Source organism: Clostridium moutaii, assembly GCF_041205085.1.
Classification (GTDB): domain Bacteria; phylum Bacillota; class Clostridia; order Clostridiales; family Clostridiaceae; genus Clostridium_B; species Clostridium_B moutaii.
Window position 1 is genome coordinate 21,185 of record NZ_JBGEWD010000014.1, and the last position, 20,061, is coordinate 41,245.

At 33.4% G+C, this 20,061-nt stretch carries 15 protein-coding genes; 12 read left to right on the forward strand and 3 right to left on the reverse strand.

The features are described 5' to 3' along the window. Positions 1 to 12: 12 nt before the first annotated feature. From gpmI to AB8U03_RS13420, 11 genes are all read left to right on the forward strand, one after another. A complete protein-coding gene (gene gpmI, locus AB8U03_RS13370) occupies positions 13 to 1,545 on the forward strand; it encodes a 2,3-bisphosphoglycerate-independent phosphoglycerate mutase (RefSeq protein ID WP_369705053.1) in 1,533 nt (510 codons plus the stop codon). A 92-nt stretch (positions 1,546 to 1,637) separates the two neighbouring features. Further along, a complete protein-coding gene (gene eno, locus AB8U03_RS13375; RefSeq protein WP_369705115.1) occupies positions 1,638 to 2,930 on the forward strand; it encodes a phosphopyruvate hydratase in 1,293 nt (430 codons plus the stop codon). A 213-nt stretch (positions 2,931 to 3,143) separates the two neighbouring features. Next, on the forward strand, positions 3,144 to 3,377 hold the full coding sequence (secG, locus tag AB8U03_RS13380) for a preprotein translocase subunit SecG (RefSeq protein WP_369705054.1): 234 nt from the start codon (positions 3,144 to 3,146) through the stop codon (positions 3,375 to 3,377). A 189-nt stretch (positions 3,378 to 3,566) separates the two neighbouring features. Further along, positions 3,567 to 5,696 carry a ribonuclease R gene (gene rnr, locus AB8U03_RS13385; protein ID WP_369705055.1) on the forward strand — a complete coding sequence of 710 codons (2,130 nt, stop codon included), beginning with the start codon at positions 3,567 to 3,569 and terminating at the stop codon, positions 5,694 to 5,696. Between the two features lie 36 nt (positions 5,697 to 5,732). Then, positions 5,733 to 6,203, forward strand: coding sequence for an SsrA-binding protein SmpB (smpB, locus tag AB8U03_RS13390; protein WP_369705056.1), 471 nt, complete (start codon positions 5,733 to 5,735; stop codon positions 6,201 to 6,203). A gap of 268 nt (positions 6,204 to 6,471) precedes the next feature. After that, entirely contained in the window at positions 6,472 to 7,470 is a 999-nt protein-coding gene (locus tag AB8U03_RS13395) for a sugar-binding transcriptional regulator (protein ID WP_369705057.1), read from the forward strand. Positions 7,471 to 7,588: 118 nt separating this feature from the next. Next, positions 7,589 to 9,082: a glycerol kinase GlpK gene (gene glpK, locus AB8U03_RS13400; RefSeq protein ID WP_369705058.1), complete on the forward strand. Its 1,494-nt coding sequence runs from the start codon at positions 7,589 to 7,591 to the stop codon at positions 9,080 to 9,082. A 355-nt stretch (positions 9,083 to 9,437) separates the two neighbouring features. Next, the gene (locus AB8U03_RS13405) at positions 9,438 to 10,937 is read left to right on the forward strand and encodes an NAD(P)/FAD-dependent oxidoreductase (RefSeq protein ID WP_369705059.1); all 1,500 of its coding nucleotides are present in this window, start codon (positions 9,438 to 9,440) and stop codon (positions 10,935 to 10,937) included. Further along, positions 10,918 to 12,183: an NAD(P)/FAD-dependent oxidoreductase gene (locus AB8U03_RS13410; protein WP_369705060.1), complete on the forward strand. Its 1,266-nt coding sequence runs from the start codon at positions 10,918 to 10,920 to the stop codon at positions 12,181 to 12,183. Before AB8U03_RS13405 ends, AB8U03_RS13410 begins: the two co-directional genes overlap by 20 nt. A 13-nt stretch (positions 12,184 to 12,196) precedes the next feature. Continuing rightward, positions 12,197 to 12,574: a DUF1667 domain-containing protein gene (locus tag AB8U03_RS13415; RefSeq protein ID WP_369705061.1), complete on the forward strand. Its 378-nt coding sequence runs from the start codon at positions 12,197 to 12,199 to the stop codon at positions 12,572 to 12,574. An 80-nt stretch (positions 12,575 to 12,654) separates the two neighbouring features. Further along, positions 12,655 to 13,989: a RuBisCO large subunit C-terminal-like domain-containing protein gene (locus AB8U03_RS13420; protein WP_369705062.1), complete on the forward strand. Its 1,335-nt coding sequence runs from the start codon at positions 12,655 to 12,657 to the stop codon at positions 13,987 to 13,989. 107 nt (positions 13,990 to 14,096) lie between these two features. Here the strand turns inward: AB8U03_RS13420 and AB8U03_RS13425 are convergent, their stop codons facing one another. Further along, the gene (locus tag AB8U03_RS13425; RefSeq protein ID WP_369705063.1) at positions 14,097 to 15,650 is read right to left on the reverse strand and encodes a [FeFe] hydrogenase, group A; all 1,554 of its coding nucleotides are present in this window, start codon (positions 15,648 to 15,650) and stop codon (positions 14,097 to 14,099) included. 391 nt (positions 15,651 to 16,041) lie between these two features. On the opposite strand from AB8U03_RS13425, the gene hcp reads away from it, so the two are divergent. Beyond that, positions 16,042 to 17,703, forward strand: a complete 1,662-nt coding sequence (hcp, locus tag AB8U03_RS13430; protein WP_369705064.1) for a hydroxylamine reductase — start codon at positions 16,042 to 16,044, stop codon at positions 17,701 to 17,703. Between the two features lie 97 nt (positions 17,704 to 17,800). Here hcp and AB8U03_RS13435 read toward each other — a convergent pair whose 3' ends face one another. Then, a complete protein-coding gene (locus AB8U03_RS13435) occupies positions 17,801 to 19,315 on the reverse strand; it encodes a recombinase family protein (protein WP_369705065.1) in 1,515 nt (504 codons plus the stop codon). Between the two features lie 286 nt (positions 19,316 to 19,601). Then, positions 19,602 to 20,039 carry an ImmA/IrrE family metallo-endopeptidase gene (locus tag AB8U03_RS13440; RefSeq protein ID WP_369705066.1) on the reverse strand — a complete coding sequence of 146 codons (438 nt, stop codon included), beginning with the start codon at positions 20,037 to 20,039 and terminating at the stop codon, positions 19,602 to 19,604. Between the last annotated feature and the right edge of the window lie 22 nt (positions 20,040 to 20,061).

Here is a 20,061-nt window from a genome sequence, read left to right on the forward strand (position 1 = left end):
TTGGAGGTAAAAATGAAAAAGAATCCAGCAATGCTTATGATATTAGACGGTTTTGGAATTTCTGAAAAGAGAGAGGGAAATGCAGTCAAGGCAGCATATAAACCTAATTTTGATAAATATTTCAGACAATATCCCCATACTGAGCTAGCAGCTAGTGGATTGAGTGTGGGATTGCCGGAAGGACAGATGGGCAATTCGGAAGTAGGCCATTTGAATATAGGAGCGGGAAGAATAATATATCAGGATTTATCTAAAATTACAAAATCCATAGAAAATGGAGACTTTTTTGAGAATGAGGCTTTAAATAGGGCCATGGATAACGTAATTGAAAACAATTCAGATCTTCACCTTTTGGGACTTTTATCACCGGGAGGGGTACACTCTCATACAGATCATTTAAAAGGACTACTGCAGCTTGCCAAAAAAAGAGGTATTGACAGTGTATATATTCATGCCTTTACAGATGGAAGGGATGTTCCGCCGTCTTCAGCTGCTGGTTATATAAAGGATATAAGTCAGTATATGACAGAAATTGGGATAGGAAGGATAGCAACAGTATCAGGCAGATATTATGCCATGGACAGGGATAAAAGATGGGAAAGAGTACAGCTGGCATATAATGCGTTGGTATATGGCAAGGGCAATAAGGCAAATAGCGCTTTGGAAGCTGTGGAAACTTCCTATGAAAATAACAAAACAGATGAATTTATAATTCCAACTGTAATTGAAACAAAGGGGGTTCCGGTGGCCACTATAAAAAATGGGGACTCCGTAATATTTTTCAACTTCAGGCCTGATAGGGCAAGACAGCTTACAAGGGCATTAAATGATGATACATTTGAAGGTTTTAAGAGAGATAAGCTTAATTTGGAATTTGTAACCATGACTGAATATGATGCTACCATCAAAAATGTAGATATAGCTTTTCAGAATGAGTATTATAAAAATACCTTAGGGGAATATGTAAGTAATATGGGAAAAAATCAATTGAGAATAGCGGAGACTGAGAAATATGCACATGTGACTTTCTTTTTCAATGGTGGAATTGAAGTGCCTAATAAAAATGAGGATAGAGTTCTTATCCCGTCACCTAAAGTTGCCACTTATGATTTAAAACCTGAAATGAGTGCCAGAGAGGTTACTAATAAGCTTTTAGATAGATTGGATATGGATAAATATGATATGATAATATTGAATTTCGCAAATCCTGACATGGTAGGACATACAGGAATTTTTGAAGCAGCTAAAATTGCAATAGAAGTGGTGGATGAATGTCTGGGTAGAATTGTAAATAAAGTATTGGAAAAAGACGGAACAGTATTTATAACTGCAGATCATGGAAACTGTGAACAAATGATAGATTATTCCACACAAAAACCTATGACAGCTCACACTACGAATAAAGTACCATTTATATATATATCAAAAAATGCTAAAAAGTTAAAAAAAAGTGGTATATTAGCAGATATTGCGCCTACAATGCTTGAAGTTATGGGACTTGTGAAACCTGAAGAAATGACTGGTAAAAGTCTCATTTTGAAATAATAAGTTTAAAAAATTTCCAGGTGTAATGTACAAAAATAAAATATTGAAGGGAGTTGAAAAGGCCATTATAATTTTCATAATGGCTGATGTTTATGAAAAATTATATAGAAATAGTGGACGTAACTGCAAGACAAATCCTTGATTCAAGATCAAATCCTACTGTAGAAGTAGAAGTTTTACTGGAGGATGGTACTATAGGTAGAGCAGCAGTACCCTCAGGTGCATCTACTGGAGAATTTGAAGCCGTGGAACTTAGAGACGAAGATGCTGAAAAATATAAGGGAAAAGGTGTATTAAAAGCCATTGACAATGTAAATAACTACATAGCAGAAGAGCTAATAGGAATGAATGCATTTGATCAGGTATTAATAGATAAAACTATGATAGAACTGGATGGCACTGACAATAAAGCAAAATTAGGAGCTAATGCTATTTTAGGTGTATCACTGGCATGTGCAAGAGCTGCTTCTGAATATTTGGGACTAAGTTTATATCAATATATAGGAGGAGTAAATTCAAAAGTTCTCCCCGTTCCAATGATGAATATATTAAATGGAGGAAAGCATGCAGACAATAATGTAGATCTTCAGGAGTTTATGATAATGCCTGCAGGTGCACCAAACTTTAGTGAAGCCCTTAGAATGGGCTCAGAGGTTTATCATACATTAAAGTCCCTTCTCAAATCTAAGGGATATGATACTGGAGTGGGTGATGAAGGAGGATTTGCACCAAATTTAAAATCAAATGAAGAGGCAATACAGATTATAGTTGAGGCTATAGAAAAGGCTGGATATGCACCAGGCAAGGATATATATATAGCACTTGACCCTGCTTCATCGGAATTTTATGAAGATGGCAAGTATAATTTAAAAGGTGAGGGAAAAGTTTTAACTCCTGAAGAGATGGTAGACTTTTATGTTAAAATTGTAGAAAAATACCCTATAATTTCACTGGAAGATGGTATGGCAGAAGAGGACTGGGAAGGATGGGCAATATTAACTGAAAAGTTGGGAAGTAAAATTCAGTTAGTGGGTGATGATCTTTTTGTAACAAATACCAAGAGATTAAAAAAAGGTATAGTTAAAAAGGTTGCGAACTCCATATTAATAAAATTAAATCAGATAGGAACACTTACAGAAACATTGAATGCTATAGAAATGGCAGAAAGAGCTGGATATACGGCAGTAGTATCACACAGATCCGGTGAAACAGAAGATACAACTATTGCAGATCTAGTGGTAGCGGTAAATGCAGGACAGATAAAAACCGGGGCACCAGCTAGAAGTGAAAGGGTTGCAAAATATAATCGACTTTTGAGAATAGAAGAAGAGTTAGGAGAAGCAGCTGAATATAGAGGACTGGATGCATTTTATAATGTAAAATAAACCAGGCAATTGATCTATGTGAATTGAGTTCAGTCAAACTTTAAATAGAAACTCTTAAGATTTAAATGAATTAGTATTTGTGTAGGTCTTAAGAGTTTTTACACATCTATTAAGAAGTGTAAATTGAAATTAATACATATATATGTTATTATTAAATGTATATTAATTTTGGTAGGGTAATATTTTACATATAGTAGCAGGAGGTGAAGAACCATGCATGCTTTTTTGATAATTTTACAATTGATAATAGGTGTTATGCTTGTGGCGGTTGTACTTATGCAGCCGGGAAAAACCAATGGATTGAGTGGCTTTATATCTGGTGGAGCAGCTGAAAGTTTTTATTCAAGAAATAAATCCAGAACATCAGAAGCAATGTTATCCAGAGTGACTGTATTTTTGTCTATAATATTTGCAATTATATGTATAGTGCAAAATTTAATAAAATAATTGTATTTAGCAGTAGTTTATATGAATAGAGTATGATTTACTCTATTTATTTTTTATAGAAATTTATGATGACTGGAATGTATTGACTTTTAAAATAAGATTAATATATTATTGAATTAAAGTGAGAAATTTGGGCGATGTTGAATATTTTTTCTCCCTAATGTCAATATAATAAAAGGTGGTGAAAAAATGAATATAAAAGAAGCAATTATAAATTTTATGAAGGAACAGGCATATAAGCCTATGACCATAAAAGAATTGGGAAAAGTGTTTTCTATAAGGAAAAATGAAATAAAAGATTTCAAGAAAGTGATGGATCAGTTGGAAAAAGAGGGATTAATAATTAAAACACGTACTAACAGATATGGCATACCCGATAAGATGGGGCTTGTGACAGGGAAATTTCAAGGACATCAAAAGGGATATGGATTTGTTATACCGGATAATGAAGGAATGGATGTGTTTGTATCTTCTTCTTCCTTGAATGGTGCCATGAACGGGGATAAAGTTGTAGTAAAAGTAACTAAGGAAGAAAATAGAGGGAAGAAATGTGAGGGTGAAATAATAAGGGTACTTGAAAGAGCAAATAAGACAATTATAGGCACATTTGAAAATAGTAAGAATTTTGGATTTGTTGTACCGGAAGAAAAACGCATAGATCAAGATATATTTATACCTAAAGAATGTAAGAAAGATGCGGAAACAGGAGATATAGTAATTGTACAAATAACTAAATGGTCTGATAATAGAAGAAACCCAGAGGGAAAAATAGTAGATATATTAGGTAAAAGAGGAGAAAAAGGCATAGATATATTGACTATAATAAAAAAGAACAACCTTCCGGAAGAGTTTCCTCCAAAGGTTTTGACATATGCCGAGAATATCTCTGAAGAAATACCTAAGAGGGAATATAAAAGAAGAGTTGATTTAAGAGATGTGCTTACAGTTACAATAGATGGTGAAGATGCAAAAGATTTAGATGATGCTGTATCTCTAAGAAAGCTTGAAAACGGAAATTATTATTTAGGTGTTCACATAGCAGATGTATCCCATTATGTAACAGAAAAATGTCCATTGGATAAAGAAGCATTAAAAAGAGGGAACTCAGTATATCTTATAGATAGAGTTATACCAATGCTTCCTAAAAAATTATCAAATGGCATCTGCAGTTTAAATCCTAATACTGATAGATTGACTTTAAGCTGTCTTATGGAGATAGACAAAGATGGCAGAGTACTAAAGCATGATATTGTAGAGAGTATAATAAAAACTAATGAAAGAATGACTTATACAGATGTTACTAAAATACTTAGAGATGAGGATCCTGAAACTATAAAAAGATATGATTATCTAGTGGATACATTTAAGCTTATGGAAAAGCTTTGTAAAATCCTAAATAGAAAGAGAAAGATAAGAGGTGCCATAGACTTTGATTTTCAGGAATGTAAAATAATTTTGAATTCATTGGGAGTACCTATAAAAATTGAGCCTTATGAAAGAGGAATATCAAATAGAATAATAGAAGAATTTATGCTGGTGTGTAATGAAACCATAGCGGAACATATGTTTTGGACCAATACGCCTTTTGTATACAGAATACATGAAGATCCTGATGAGGAAAAATTAATGCGTTTTAACGAATTTGTCCATAACTTGGGTTATACAATTAGATGGGGACAAGAAGTTCATCCTAAGGTTCTTCAAGATATTATAGAGAAAGTAAAGGGAAAAAAAGAAGAAACGGTGGTAAGTACTCTGCTGCTCCGCTCTATGAAACAGGCCAGATATTCACCAGAGTGTGTAGGTCATTTTGGATTGGCAGCTAAATATTATTGCCATTTTACTTCACCTATAAGGAGATATCCGGATTTAATAATTCACAGAATAATTAAGAAGTTCATAAATGGACAATTAGATGAGAGCGGAATAAAGAGGCTGGCTAAAGAAGTTGATTATGCATCAAGACAATCTTCTGATATGGAGAGACTGGCTCAGGATGCTGAAAGGGAAGTAGATGATCTGAAGAAAGCAGAGTATATGAGCAAAAGAATTGGTGAAGAATTTAATGGTATAGTATCTTCAGTTACCAATTTTGGAATGTTTGTTGAACTTTCAAATACAATTGAAGGATTGGTTCATATGAGCACTTTAGAAGATGATTATTATATATATGATGAAAAACATCTGAGCCTTATGGGAGAAAAAACCAGGAATATATATAAATTAGGAGATGAAGTGAGAATTCGTGTGTTAAAGGTGGATATGTCCGCCCATGAAATATATTTTGAATTAGTAGAAAAAAGTGACATTGAAGAATAGAAACTGAATATTGAAATGAAAAGGGGATGGATTATTATGGCTAAAGTCAAGTCTAATAATAAAACTCTTGCGGAGAACAGAAAGGCAAGACATGATTATTTTATTGAAGAGACCATGGAGGCCGGAATAGAATTAGTGGGAACAGAAGTTAAGTCTATAAGAGAGGGCAAAGCCAATTTAAAAGATAGCTATGGTGAGATAAGAAATGGAGAAATATTTATACGCAGCATGCATATAAGCCCTTATGAAAAAGGCAATATTTTCAATAAGGATCCTTTAAGAGATAGAAAATTACTTCTTCATAAAAAAGAAATAGTCAAATTGGCTGGATACACAGCTCAGCAGGGATATACCATTGTCCCATTAGCTCTTTACCTTAAACATGGAAGGGTAAAGGTGAATTTGGCAGTGGCAAAAGGAAAGAAAAATTATGATAAAAGGGATGCACTTTTGGAGAAATCTGCCAAGAGAGATATAGACAGGCAGATGAAGCAGAAATACAGATAGAATAAAATAGATAATAATAGATAGTTAACAGGGAATGAATATTTTTGGCGAACACCGAAAATCAACCAAAACTGTTAACTATTAAATTTTAACTAGGAACTCTTAAATATGATTTTAATTCTAAAATTGGAGTGCGATTGATACGACACATGAAAAATATATCAATTGTGAATAGTGAAAATATTTTCTATATTGATAATATATTAATTGAATATTATAATGTAAACCATAATATAGAATAGAAATTATAATGAAAGCAGGAGTAAATATGCGACCTGAAGTGTATAACCAGTCTACATTTATAATTCTAAAGGCAGCATATCTTTATTATATAAAAGATATGCCTCAAAATGAAATAGCTGATATGCTGAATATATCCATAACTACTGTATCCCGTCTTATAAAAAAAGCAAAAGATGAAAAAATAGTTGAATTCGTTATTAGAGATCCATATATAAAATGTATACGTTTAGAAGAAAAATTAAAACAGGCTTTTAAATTAAAAGATGTTATAATAGCTCCTAATCCTGTAGATAATTCTATGGATAATTTAAAATTAGAATCAGAAAATATAAAAAAACTTGTTGCTTTAGAAGGAGCTAGATACATACAGAGAATTATAAAAGAGGAAGATGTATTGGGAATTGCCTGGGGAAGTACAATGTATAATCTGATAAGTTATTTAAATCCTTGTCAGAAAGTAGATGCAGCTTTTGTAACTCTTCATGGTAGCATTTCATGCTGTGAAAGCGAATTGGATGTTAGGACGCTTGTATCAAGGATGGCAAAGGCCTTTTATGGAAGAAAGTATTATCTTCTAACTTCAGGACTCATGAGTAATAAAAGTATTGCGGATTCTATAAAAAAAGAAAAAAACATTAAAAGAGTATTTGATATGTTTGATAAAATCACTATTTCAATCAGTGGAATTGGATCTTTTTACCCAACTCTAAATTCTGCACTATCTAAAAGGGAGTACTTGACAGAAGATGAATTAAAAAATCTACAGAAAAAAAAGGTGGTAGGTGATATTATACTCAGATTTTTTGATGCCAATGGTAAAGAATGTGACACTGATTTAAAAGAGAGAACTATGTCCATAGATCTAGAAACCTTTAAGAAAATAAAAACTAAGATAACTATAGCTTCAGGAAAAAATAAAGCTGTTTCTGTATTATCAGCTTTAAGAGGCGGACTGATCGATGTGCTTATAATAGATTATGTACTTGGAAACTCAATAATGGAACTGACTAGTAATGTGAATTAATTATAATAGTAAATATGGTAATGTTTTTATATAAAATATGGACATATGCTCACATGATTTAAGACCGGTATAAGATATTGTAAGCTGTTTATTTTATATAAAAGGGGTGTATATTAAAATGGGGAAATATATTTTAACTATTGACGAGGGAACTACCAGTGCAAGAGCCATCCTATTTGATCATGATGGAAAATGTGTAAGCGCTGTCAGTAAGGAATTTACCCAGTATTATCCTAAATCAGGATGGTTGGAACATGATCCTGTTGAAATTTGGACTACCACTATAGAAGTTATTAAAAAAGCAATGGCAGATGGAAATATTTGTGACTCGGAAATTAAAGCCATAGGAATAACAAATCAAAGAGAAACAGTAGTTGTCTGGGATAAGAACACAGGAAGACCTATATATAATGCTATTGTCTGGGGAGACAGAAGAACAGCGGAGTTTTGTGACGAGTTAAAGAATAAAGGATTTGAGTCCATGGTTAGAAATAAGACAGGCCTCTTGATAGATTCATATTTTTCAGGAACAAAAGTTAGATGGATATTGGATAATGTGGAAGGTGCAAAGGAGAAAGCAAACAGAGGTGAACTTTATTTTTCCAATATTGATGGATGGGTAATTTGGAATTTGACTAAGGGTAAAGCTCATGTAACCGATTACAGCAATGCTTCTAGAACATTGATGTTTAATATTAATGAATTGAAATGGGATGATGAATTATTAGAAATGCTGGATGTACCTGCTAGTATGCTTCCGGAAGTTAAACCAAGCAGTGGATATTTTGCTACTGCTACAGATGTTTTTAATACTGAAATTCCAATTACAGGAGATGCTGGAGATCAACAGGCAGCCACCTTTGGACAATGTTGTTTTCAAAGGGGAATGTCTAAAATCACTTATGGTACTGCAGGAGTTATGACAATGAATATTGGAAACAAACCTATACTATCAAAAAACGGAATGTTGACTACTATTGGATGGGGGCTAAATGGAAAAGTGGAGTATTTATTTGAGGGTACAGTATACAATGCGGGTTCATCTATTCAATGGCTTCGGGATGAAATGAAGTTTATAGAAGCATCTCCTGATTCTGAATTTTTTGCAAAAAAAGTAGATACTTCCGATGAAGTCTATGTAGTTCCAGCGTTTACTGGATTAGGGGCGCCTTACTGGGATTCTTACGCAAGAGGTATTATTGTGGGACTAAGTAGAGGGACTAATAAAAACAGCATTATTCGTGCTACATTGGAATCCCTGAGCTATCAGACAAGAGATTTGAGGGATGCATTAAATGAAGATTTAGGTGAACAAATACCGATACTTAAGGTAGATGGGGGAGCTTGTAAAAATAATCTTCTCACACAGTTTACATCAGATATACTGGGTATTCCTGTAGAAAGACCTGAAATAGTTGAAACCACCGCAGCAGGAGCAGCCTACCTGGCAGGTTTGGCAGTGGGATACTGGAAAGATGAAGAAGACATAATTAAAAATAGGAAAGTTGATAAGGTATTTCAGCCTAATATGGATGAAGATAGACGTAATGAACTTTATAAGGGATGGAGAAGAGCTATTGGTGCAGCATTAAATTGGAGCCGGAACAGATAGATATTTAAATGAATAAATTCACATTAATACACAAATTCTAATTATTGAAAATATTTTCTATATTGAAAATAAATTCATGTAACAATATAATTAAATAAATTATATTAATAAATAATTGCATGTGCTAGGGAATTGTTGTGTAAAGATGATTTTGGACATTTCAGGTCCGGCTTTTATAAATAGAATAAATTTTATTAATCCTGGTGTATGTAAAATCCATATGAATTAATTTTGATATGTGATTATTATGACTGCTTATTGCCAGGGCTTTTTATTTTAGATCACTATGAGTGAGACAGAGGGGAAACTTATGTATATAAGATATATTTTCAGAAGGGGATAAGGGGATGTAAGTATGAAAACTGATGTTTTAATAATTGGGGGTGGTGTAATTGGAGCGGCAATTGCACATCAACTGTCAAAATATAATTTGGACGTAGTATTAGTTGAAAAGGAAAATGATATTTGCATGGGTACAAGTAAAGCCAATTCTTCTATGGTGCATGACGGATATAATGTTGATGGAAGTAAATTAAAGGGAAAGTTGGTTTTAAAGGCTAATCCTTATTTTGAGCAATTGTGCAAAGATCTTTATATACCATTTTTAAAAGATTTAGGTTCCATTGTTGTAGGATTTAATGATGAAGATATGGTGGTAATGAAAAATCAGCTGGAAAATGGAAATAAAAATGGTATAAAGGGTCTGCGAATTATTGATAGAGAAGAGCTGCTTAAAATGGAGCCATATATAAATCCTCAGGTTAAATTTGGATTATATAATCCAAATACAGGGATAATTGATCCTTTTGAATTAACTATAGCTTTAGCTGAAAATGCTGTTATCAATGGGGTAAAAGTATTATTAAATACTGAAGTACAGGATATTATTACGAAGGATAAAAAAGTTCAAGCAGTTAAAACAAATAAGGGGATTATTGAAACTAAAGTAATAATAAATGCTGCAGGGTTGTTTGCAGATAAAATTGCAAGTATGGTTGAAAATATCGAATTTGAAATTAAACCACGAAAAGGTCAGTATTTTTTATATGATAAAAGATTAGGACATATTGTTAAGCATGCTATATATTCTGCCCCCAGCAAGGTATCTAAGGGGATGATAATTTTACCTACCACAGAGGGAAATATATTGGCAGGTTCGAATGCTGAAATGATTGATGATAAAGAAAATTTTGCCACCACATATAAAGGTATGGAGGAGATATATAGGAAAACCATCTCCCATATTTTCCCTGAGCTGCCTAGGATGGGAGATGTCATTACAGAATTTACAGGCTTGAGGGCCGCTGCCACTGGAGAGGACTTTATTATCGGTTATGCTAAAAGCGTAAAAGGATTTATCAATGTAGCTGGAATGCAATCACCTGGGTTGTCATCTTCGCCGGCGGTGGCACAAATGGTTGAAGAACTGATTAGAGGATTGAATTATGAATTGGATTTTTCAACCAAGGAAAATTATAAAAGGGGTCGACCTAAACCTACAGTAATTAAAGAACTTTCTTATGATGAACAGAATGAATATATAAAAAAGAATCCTGATTATGGTGTAATTGTTTGCAGATGTGAAACTGTAAGTAAGGGGGAAATTATAGATGCAATACATCGACCTATACCAGCAACTGATGCAGATGCAATTAAACGCAGGACAAGGGCAGGAATGGGCCGCTGCCAGGGAGGATTTTGTGGGCCTAAGATATTGAATATATTAAGTAAGGAATTAAATATTTCCCCTCTCCAAGTTACAAAGAAAGGTAAGGGTTCATATATATTAGCTTCAAGAAGTAAAGAATTATCTTTACTGAAAGGGGGAGAAAATTTTGAAAGAATTAAATTATGATATTGTGATAATAGGTGGAGGGCCAGCTGGATTATCGGCTGCATTAGAGGCTAAAAGAAATGGAATCAAAAATGTGCTAATATGTGAACGAAGCTCCTGCCTTGGCGGAATTTTAGAGCAATGTATACACAACGGTTTTGGACTGCAGTATTTTAAAGAAGAATTAACTGGACCTGAATATGCAGATAGATTTATAACTAAGGTAAATAAAAATGATATTGATGTTAAACTCAATACTATGGTAATTGATTTACTTGATGATAAAGAAATAATTGCAGTAAATAGTACTGACGGATTGTTCAAGGTAAAAACAAAAGCAGTGATTTTAGCCATGGGATGCAGGGAAAGAACCCGCGGAGCACTGACAATACCAGGAGATAGACCGTCAGGTATCATGACAGCTGGTAAAGCTCAAAGATATGTAAATATTGAAGGATTTTTATGTGGAAAGGAAGTTGTGATTTTAGGATCTGGAGATATCGGACTTATAATGGCACGGCGATTAACACTGGAAGGTGTTAATGTAAAAGGTGTATTGGAAATAATGCCCTATTCTACAGGATTAGTCCGTAATAAGGTACAATGTTTGGATGATTATAATATACCATTGTATTTAAATCATACAGTTACTTATATTCATGGCAAAGAAAGATTAGAGGGAATAACCGTTGCTAAAGTGGACGAAAACTTGAATCCAATTGAAGGAACAGAGAAATATGTAAAATGTGATACACTTTTGCTTTCTGTAGGTTTGATACCGGAGAATGAATTGACAAGAAAGCTGGATGTTGAATTCGATAATGCAACAAAAGGGGCAAAGGTAAATGAAAAACGCGAAACTAAAGTATCCTGGGTATTTGCCTGTGGAAATGTGCTTCATGTTCATGATTTGGTGGATAATGTCACCATGGAAGGTGAGATAGCAGGTAAATCAGCTGCAGATTATATAAATAATAATTTAAAAGTCAGAAATAAAAAGATTAAAGTCAGTCATGGAAAAAATATCGGGTATGTTGTTCCTCAATTTATAGAGTATGAACAGGATTCTAAGGATTCAATTAAATTATATATGCGTGTAAAATATCCAGATAAAAATGTAAGTATAGTAGTAAAAGATAATAACGATAGGAAATTATCAAGTTTAAAAAAGGAAATAGTAACACCGGGATCTATGATAACGGTGACCTTGCCTGCAAGACTTTTTTCGAAGGATATGGACCAAATTGATGTTTCTATGGGGAAATAGGGAGGTGAAAAAAATGATTCATAATACAAGAATAATTTGTATTGGCTGTCCAAAAGGATGCGGTATAGATATAAAACATAATGGAAAAAAAATTGAGAGTGTTTCTGGATACAGCTGTAAGAATGGACTTGAGTATGCAAAAAATGAATTCATGGAACCTAAAAGAATATTAACGAGTACTGTTAAAGTAAAATCCGGAGAACTGCCCTATGTACCTGTTAAAACAAAGGTTCCAATTCTTAAAGAAAAAATATTTGATTGTATGAAAGAGATAAGTCAATTGGAGGTAAACTCGCCTGTAAAAATAGGAGCTGTTATAAAAGCTGATATAGCTCGAACGGGAGTGGATCTTATAGCAACTAGAAATATAAAGTATATGAAAACCGATTAGTATCTTCTCACGTACAATTGCTTCGTATGTTAGAAGAAAATATAAAAGTTTAATAATAAAAAATAGTGGAGGTAATATTTATGAACAGATTTTATAGCTCTATATTGAATCCGTTATATGAGGGAGTAAATTTGGATGATTTGTGTGTAGCTACTTATTTGATTGGTGCAGCTAGAGATGAAGATCCTATTGTAAAAGCTGCAAGTATTGGAATAGAACAGACAACAGGCTCATGGACGGATGTCCCAGAAGAGACAGATGAAATAAGATTAAATTATGCTTCAAAAATTATTGGAATATATGAAGTGCCTGATTATGAAAATGAGACTAATATTAGGGAAAGTGTTTCGGAAAATGGAACCAGATTTTATATTGTAAGAATAGGCTACCCTGTTGCCAACATTGATGATAATATACCACTGCTTTTTGCCACAATTACGGGTAATATAACTTCCATGCCATATTTGAGGATATTGGATATAGATTTTCCTAAGAGCTTTGTATCTAAATTTAAGGGACCTAAATTTGGGATTCAGGGAATAAGGGATATTTTAGGAGTTAAGGAAAGACCATTGCTTAACAATATGATTAAACCTTGTACAGGTTATACTCCTGATGTGGGAGCTAAATTATTCTATGAAGCAGCTGTAGGTGGAGTGGATATCATAAAAGATGATGAATTAATAGGCGGAGATAGAAAATTTAATAAATTGGAAGAACGTGTAGAAAAAAATATGGCTGCTGCAGTTAAGGCAGATAAGATAAAAGGTGAAAAGACTCTATATGCAGTTAATATAACTGATGAAGTATCAAGACTTAAAGAAGATGCCATGAAAGTAATAAATGCAGGAGCCAATTGCATAATGGTTGATACATTTTGTGTAGGGCTGTCGGCACTTAGAGCTTTAGCAGAAGATCCTAAAATCAATGTACCTATATTATCCCATTGCTGTTTTGGTGCTTCTTGGACCATATCCCAGTATCAAGGCATAAGTTCTGTTGTGTTAACTAAATTAACTAGAATGTGCGGAGCAGATACAATGCTTTTGGAAGCTCCTTATGGAAAATTTGATATTACTGTATCTAAATATATAAAGAACCTGATAGCCTGCACCGGTAAATTTTATGATTTGAAACCTTCTCTTCCGTTTATGGGAGGTGGAGTGATACCTGGGCTGGTACCTAGAATTATGGAGGACGCAGGTAATGATTGTATGCTGGGAGTTGGAGCAGGAATTCATGGACATCCAATGGGACCAGCAGCAGGAGCAAGAGCATTCAGACAGGCAATTGATGGTCATATGAAAGGCATGAGTTTAAAAGAAATAGCTAAAAATCATGAGGAATTACGTGCTGCAATTGAAAAATGGGGTATATATGGAGAAGATGATGTAAAGGGACTCTATGCAATTTAAAGGATAAAAAGGGAATGGGTACAGACTTGGTTTTTACACAAATCTATGCTCATTCCAATGATGTTTTTAAATAATTCATGAAAATCAAATCTTTTATCCAGAGGACGTCAGTTAAGTTCTTCAAACTGGTCTGCACCTACGCCGCAAAGGGGGCACTTGTAATTTTCCGGAAGGCTATCGCCCTGGTATATGTATCCACAAACCTTACATCTGAATTTTCTTTTACCTGAATCAGGAATATTATGTTCAACTTTTTCATTTTCCTGTCCACTTTTTTTAATCATGCCCTTTTCACCAAGACTCATGCTTCTATCCAAATAAGTTGTATGAAGCAGTTGTCCTGAAAGATCACTCAGTGGTTTTCCATAAAAGTTTCTGTACACGCGTTTAATATCTGGATTTTCGTAACTTAAACGCAGAAATTGCGATTTGTCTTTGTTGTATAAAGCGGCAATTCGCTGAGAGCGGATTTCATCACTCATGGGTACGGTTGTCTTTGGCTGGCCACCACCGCCTATGCAGCCTCCTCGGCAGGTCATTACTTCTATGAAGTCATAGGATGCTTCTCCCGACTTGATTTTTTCAAGCAGAATTTGAGCATTGGCAGTTCCGTGTGCCACAGCTAATTTTATAGAAATATCTCCTATATTCAAGTCAGCTTGGCGAATTCCATCCATACCCCGTACTGGTTTTAAGTCAAAAAGGTTTTCTGGTGGGTTTTCACCTGCGATTACATAATAAGCTGTTCGAACGGCTGCTTCCATTACTCCGCCTGTGTTGCCGAAAATTATGCCTGCACCGGAAGCTGCTCCCATCAGCTTATCATATTTTGACGATGAAAGAGCGTTTAGATTAATGCCTTCTTTCTTCATCCATTTTGCCAGTTCACGAGTGGTGATTACATAATCCATATCTCGGAGTTCCAGCATCTTGCTATAAGACGCAGATGAGTTCATCTCCGGCCGGCGAATTTCAAATTTTTTGGCAGTACAGGGAGTAACGGCTACATTGACGATTTTTCTAGGATCTATATGATTTTCTTTTGCAAAATAAGTTTTGATTGTGGGACCCTGCATTCCAATAGGACTTTTTACCGATGAAAGGTTTGGTATCATTTCAGGATAAAAAGTTTCTACAAATTTTACCCAGGCTGGACAGCAACTGGTGAACTGAGGAAGGGGTCTTGTTTTTTTGGTTATACGTTCAACTAACTCGGCAGCTTCCTCCATAATGGTAAGATCTGCGGCAAAGTTGGTATCTAGTATATAATTACCGCCCAGAGCACGTAACGCCGTTACCATTTGTCCTTCCACAAAAGAGCCGGGTATTAGGCCGAACTCTTCACCAAGAGCTACTCGTACTGATGGGGAGGTACTGAAAATAACTATTTTATTAGGATCATTTATTGCTTCAGCAACTTTTTGGTATTCATAAACTTCTGTAATGGAATTTACAGGGCAAATATTTGCGCACTGGCCGCAGTGGATACAAATTGGAATGTCGCCAGTGCTTTCAAGATTATATAAACGGCCCACTGCAATGTCATTTTCACATACGCGTCTACATTGTCCACATTTAATACAAAGCTCTTCAATTCTTTTAATAGCTGGATTGTCTGCTTCAATTGGAATACGTATATCTGAGAAAAGATGTTTACTCATAAAAAAAGCCTCCTTGATGTAAATAGGTTTCTGTATAAATTTTATTATATATGATGGATGCTGTGAAAATTTATACTTATATAATAATTATTATTAGTATATCATAAAAAAGAGAACTTTTCTATGAACAATAAAATTCACAAGGTTACCGGTAAACTCACCAGACTGTTTTACTGTAGGGTCCATACCTATAAAAGCATTTGTATCAACGTTTAAAAATTCTTCTGGATTAGTTGTAAGAAAAACGATAGAAATTTATGCTTTTTTGAAGCTTTTCAATAGTGATATTGTTTTAAGACTTAGTAATTGATAAGGATGTATCTATAATTTAGGTAGAGAGTGGAAACACTAATACAATAAAAAGTGTTTTTATTATAAAGGAGAGATACAAATGGAAAATTCAATGTTTTGTTATCAATGTGAACAAACAGCTGGAGGGAAAGGATGTACAAAAAGCGGAGTTTGTGGCAAAACACCGGAAATTGCAAACTTACAAGATTTATTGATATATCAATTAAAGGGAATTTCTTGTTATGCAAAGTCTTTAATTGAACAAGGAAAAATTATTGATAAAGAAATAGTAAAACTTGTAGAGAATGGTCTATTTACAACATTAACAAATGTGAACTTTGATGCTGAAGTTCACGTAACACTATTAAAGGAATCACAAAAGATAAAAGAAGCTTTAAGAGACCAAGCTCCTGAAGGACAGTATCCAGATGCAGCTACATATAATCTAAGTGATACAAAAGAAGAGATGCTAAAGGATTCAGTAAAAGCAGGCATTATGTATGATCAGAATCTTGATGCTGATATTCGTTCCTTAAGATCAACTATATTATATGGATTAAAAGGCATAAGTGCCTATGGACATCAAGCAAGGTTTCTTGGATATAATAATGAACAAGTAGATAATATTTATTTCTTAGGGCTTGAGTCTACCACGAATGATAATTTAACTCTTGAGGATATGATACGTATGACTATGAGAGTTGGAGATATGGCAGTACAGGTAATGCAGACTTTAGACAAAGCTAATACTACTACATATAAAAATCCTTCACCTCATAAAGTAAATGTTAATATTAAAAAAGGTCCATTTATTATAGTATCTGGTCATGATTTGAGAGATTTAGAAATGCTTTTAGAGCAAACAGAAGGTAAGCAAATTAATATATATACTCATGGAGAAATGCTACCATCACATGGGTATCCAGAATTAAAAAAATACAAACATTTAGTAGGCAATTTTGGTTCTGCATGGCAAAACCAACAAAAAGAATTTGATGACATACCAGGATGTATTTTAATGACTACTAACTGTCTAATGAGACCAAGAGAAACATATAAAGATAGGATATTTTCAACAAGTGTTGTAGGATGGGATGGAGTAAAGCATATAGATGTTTTAGAAGATGGAACTAAGGACTTCAGTGAAATAATAAATAAAGCATTAGAATTAGGTGGATTTAAAGAAGATGAAGAAGAAAAAGAAATACTAGTGGGATTTGGACATCATGCAACATTATCTAATGCAGAAACTATAGTCAATGCAGTTAGGCAAGGAAAGATAAGACATTTCTTCTTAATAGGTGGTTGTGATGGAGCAAGACCAGGAAGAAGTTACTATACTGATTTTGCTAAAATGGTTCCAGAAGATTGCATAATTCTTACTTTAGCTTGCGGTAAGTACAGATTCAATAAATTAGATTTTGGAACAGTAGCTGGATTGCCAAGACTATTAGATGTAGGACAGTGTAATGATGCATATTCAGCAATTAGAATAGCAACAGGTCTTGCAGATGCATTTGAAACAGATGTAAATTCATTGCCATTAACAATTGTACTTTCTTGGTATGAGCAAAAGGCTGTTGCTGATTTATTAGCATTGTTGTCACTTGGAATAAAAGGAATATATTTAGGGCCAAGTTTACCAGCTTTTATATCTCCGAACGTGTTGCAATATTTAGTAGATACCTTTGAAATAAAGCCTATTAGTACTCCAGAAGATGATTTAAGGAGCTCATTGAATGTTTCACCAATACGCTCATAAATAAAGCCGTTATATATAAAGAGCACGTTGAAGTAAACTTTAACGTGCTCCCTTTATCATTTAATTATGTAAAATCAACTAAGTTAAAACCATTTTTTTATGTGATTAAAATTGGTGGAGGCGAGGGGAAGAGTTTTAAATCCACAATAGTATTTGTTTCAATTGTATCCTCATATACAATTACTTTCTTTACATAAGTTTGTATTATACGTTTCTGTTCTTCAGGAGACTTTTCTTTTATATCAGCATCTTTTTGTATATAGGATTTAACTAATTTTCTTGATGGTAAATTTATTTTTTGTTGCCTTTTAGCTTCTTCTAATTCTATAGCAATTTTTGATTTTCTGGCTTCCAAATTATCCATTTTTTCTTTCATGGAAGAGTAAAACATACCACCAGCTATGGCATTAACAATGTTATCAATTTGATTTTGTATAGAAGTTAATTCGGATTCCAATTGTTTTATATCGTCTTTGATGTGACTTGATTGGGCTTCCGCATAATCAATCACTTTATCAACTATTTTATCCATTGCCTCTGGTGCGAAAAGATCATGAATTAATTGATTTATTACTGCTTCTTCGACAAATTCTTTATTTATAGATTTTGCATCACAGGTATGATTTCTTTTACGTGTTGAACATTCATAAGCGCAATATAAAGTCTTATTTCTACCAGCATATCTTCTATTACCAACCATAGCACCACCGCATTTACCACAAAAAATAATTCCACTTAGTAGGTAAATCTCTTTTGCACCATATGAAGCGCTTTTCCTTTTATTAGCAACCATCTTATTTTTAACAATATTCCAAACTTCATCTGATATGATCCGAGGCATACCACCTTTAATTCTAATAATTTCATCATCTGACTTTGATTTATTATTATTCCGCTTCCCATTTACTTTTTTTGAACTTCTATTAAATACATAAGTACCACAATATTTTTCATTTGATAATATAGAATAAATACTATTTTTACCAAATAGCTTCCCTTTTTTAGTTTTATATCCTTCTATATTTAATTTATTAATTATTTTAGCATAACTAAACCCATCAACATACATTTTAAATATTAATTTTACAATTTGTGCCTCAGTTTCATTTATTATATAGGTCTTATCAGGAGAAATGTCATATCCAAGGGGTGACTTACCACCTGTGTGTTTACATTGTAGTGCTGTTTCTTTCATACCTTTCATAACCTCCCGTGCAAGGTTTTTGGAATAATATTCAGCCATGCCCTCAAGCAACGATTCGAGTATAATGCTCTCAGGGCTTCCATCTAAATGTTCAAGTACGGATATTAGAGTTACCCCGTTATCTTTCAGTTTTTTCTTGTAGACAGCGGAGTCATACCTATTACGTGAAAATCTATCTAATTTATGTACTATTATAGCATCAAATGTCTTTGATTTGCTATCTTCTATCATTTTTAAAAACTGGGGTCTATCATCAGTCGTGGCTGACTTAGCTTCATCTATATAAACTTTAGTTATTTCAATACTATTATGACTGGCATATTCTTTTATGGCTCTTAATTGTGCATCTATGCTTTCTTCACGCTGATTGTCAGACGAAAATCTACAATATGCAACTGCTAATAACATAAAATAATCCTCCTTTCCAAAATTTTACTGGCAAAAATTTAGATCATCTGACATGGTATTATAACTAAGGTATATCAATGCGTTAAAGGCAATTAAATTTCAAAAAATCATGCCAGTATAATATATATTATCTTTATATAATATATAAAAAGTTTTCTTTATTTTTTCTGTAATTTATAAGTATGACATTTTATCTGGTTATCTGGCAAGAGAAGCATTATAAACTATTGATATTGCTAAACTGAAAGGCATGCCAGATAAGTTGCCAGTAAAATTTTTACTGGCATTATTCTAAAAATAATTGGCTTAAAATATTATATGGAATACCTGTGTATGCGGATATTTGTTTTAATGTCATACCTTGCAATTCAGTTTCATCAAATTTTATGCCAGATAATTTAAAAGCAAAATAATTAGCTTGTTTTTCTATTTTACCTTTATTGGAGAAATTAAACGCAGCACATAATAAGTCTGGATTACATAAGGCATGCCCTAGTTCATGTGATAAAATAAATCTTTCCAATATTTCATTTAAATCATTTCTTATAAATATTACTTCATTATTTTCTATATCTCTATAATAAAAAGCATCTTTACTTCTTAAAAGTATATTACTAGGTTTAAGTTTTACAATTTTGATTCCCAAAGAATCGCAAAGTTCGTACGGATTATTTGTATCATATGTTTCTAATAATCCAGATACAATATTATCAATCCATTCCATATAGACCTCATCCCCCAAAAAT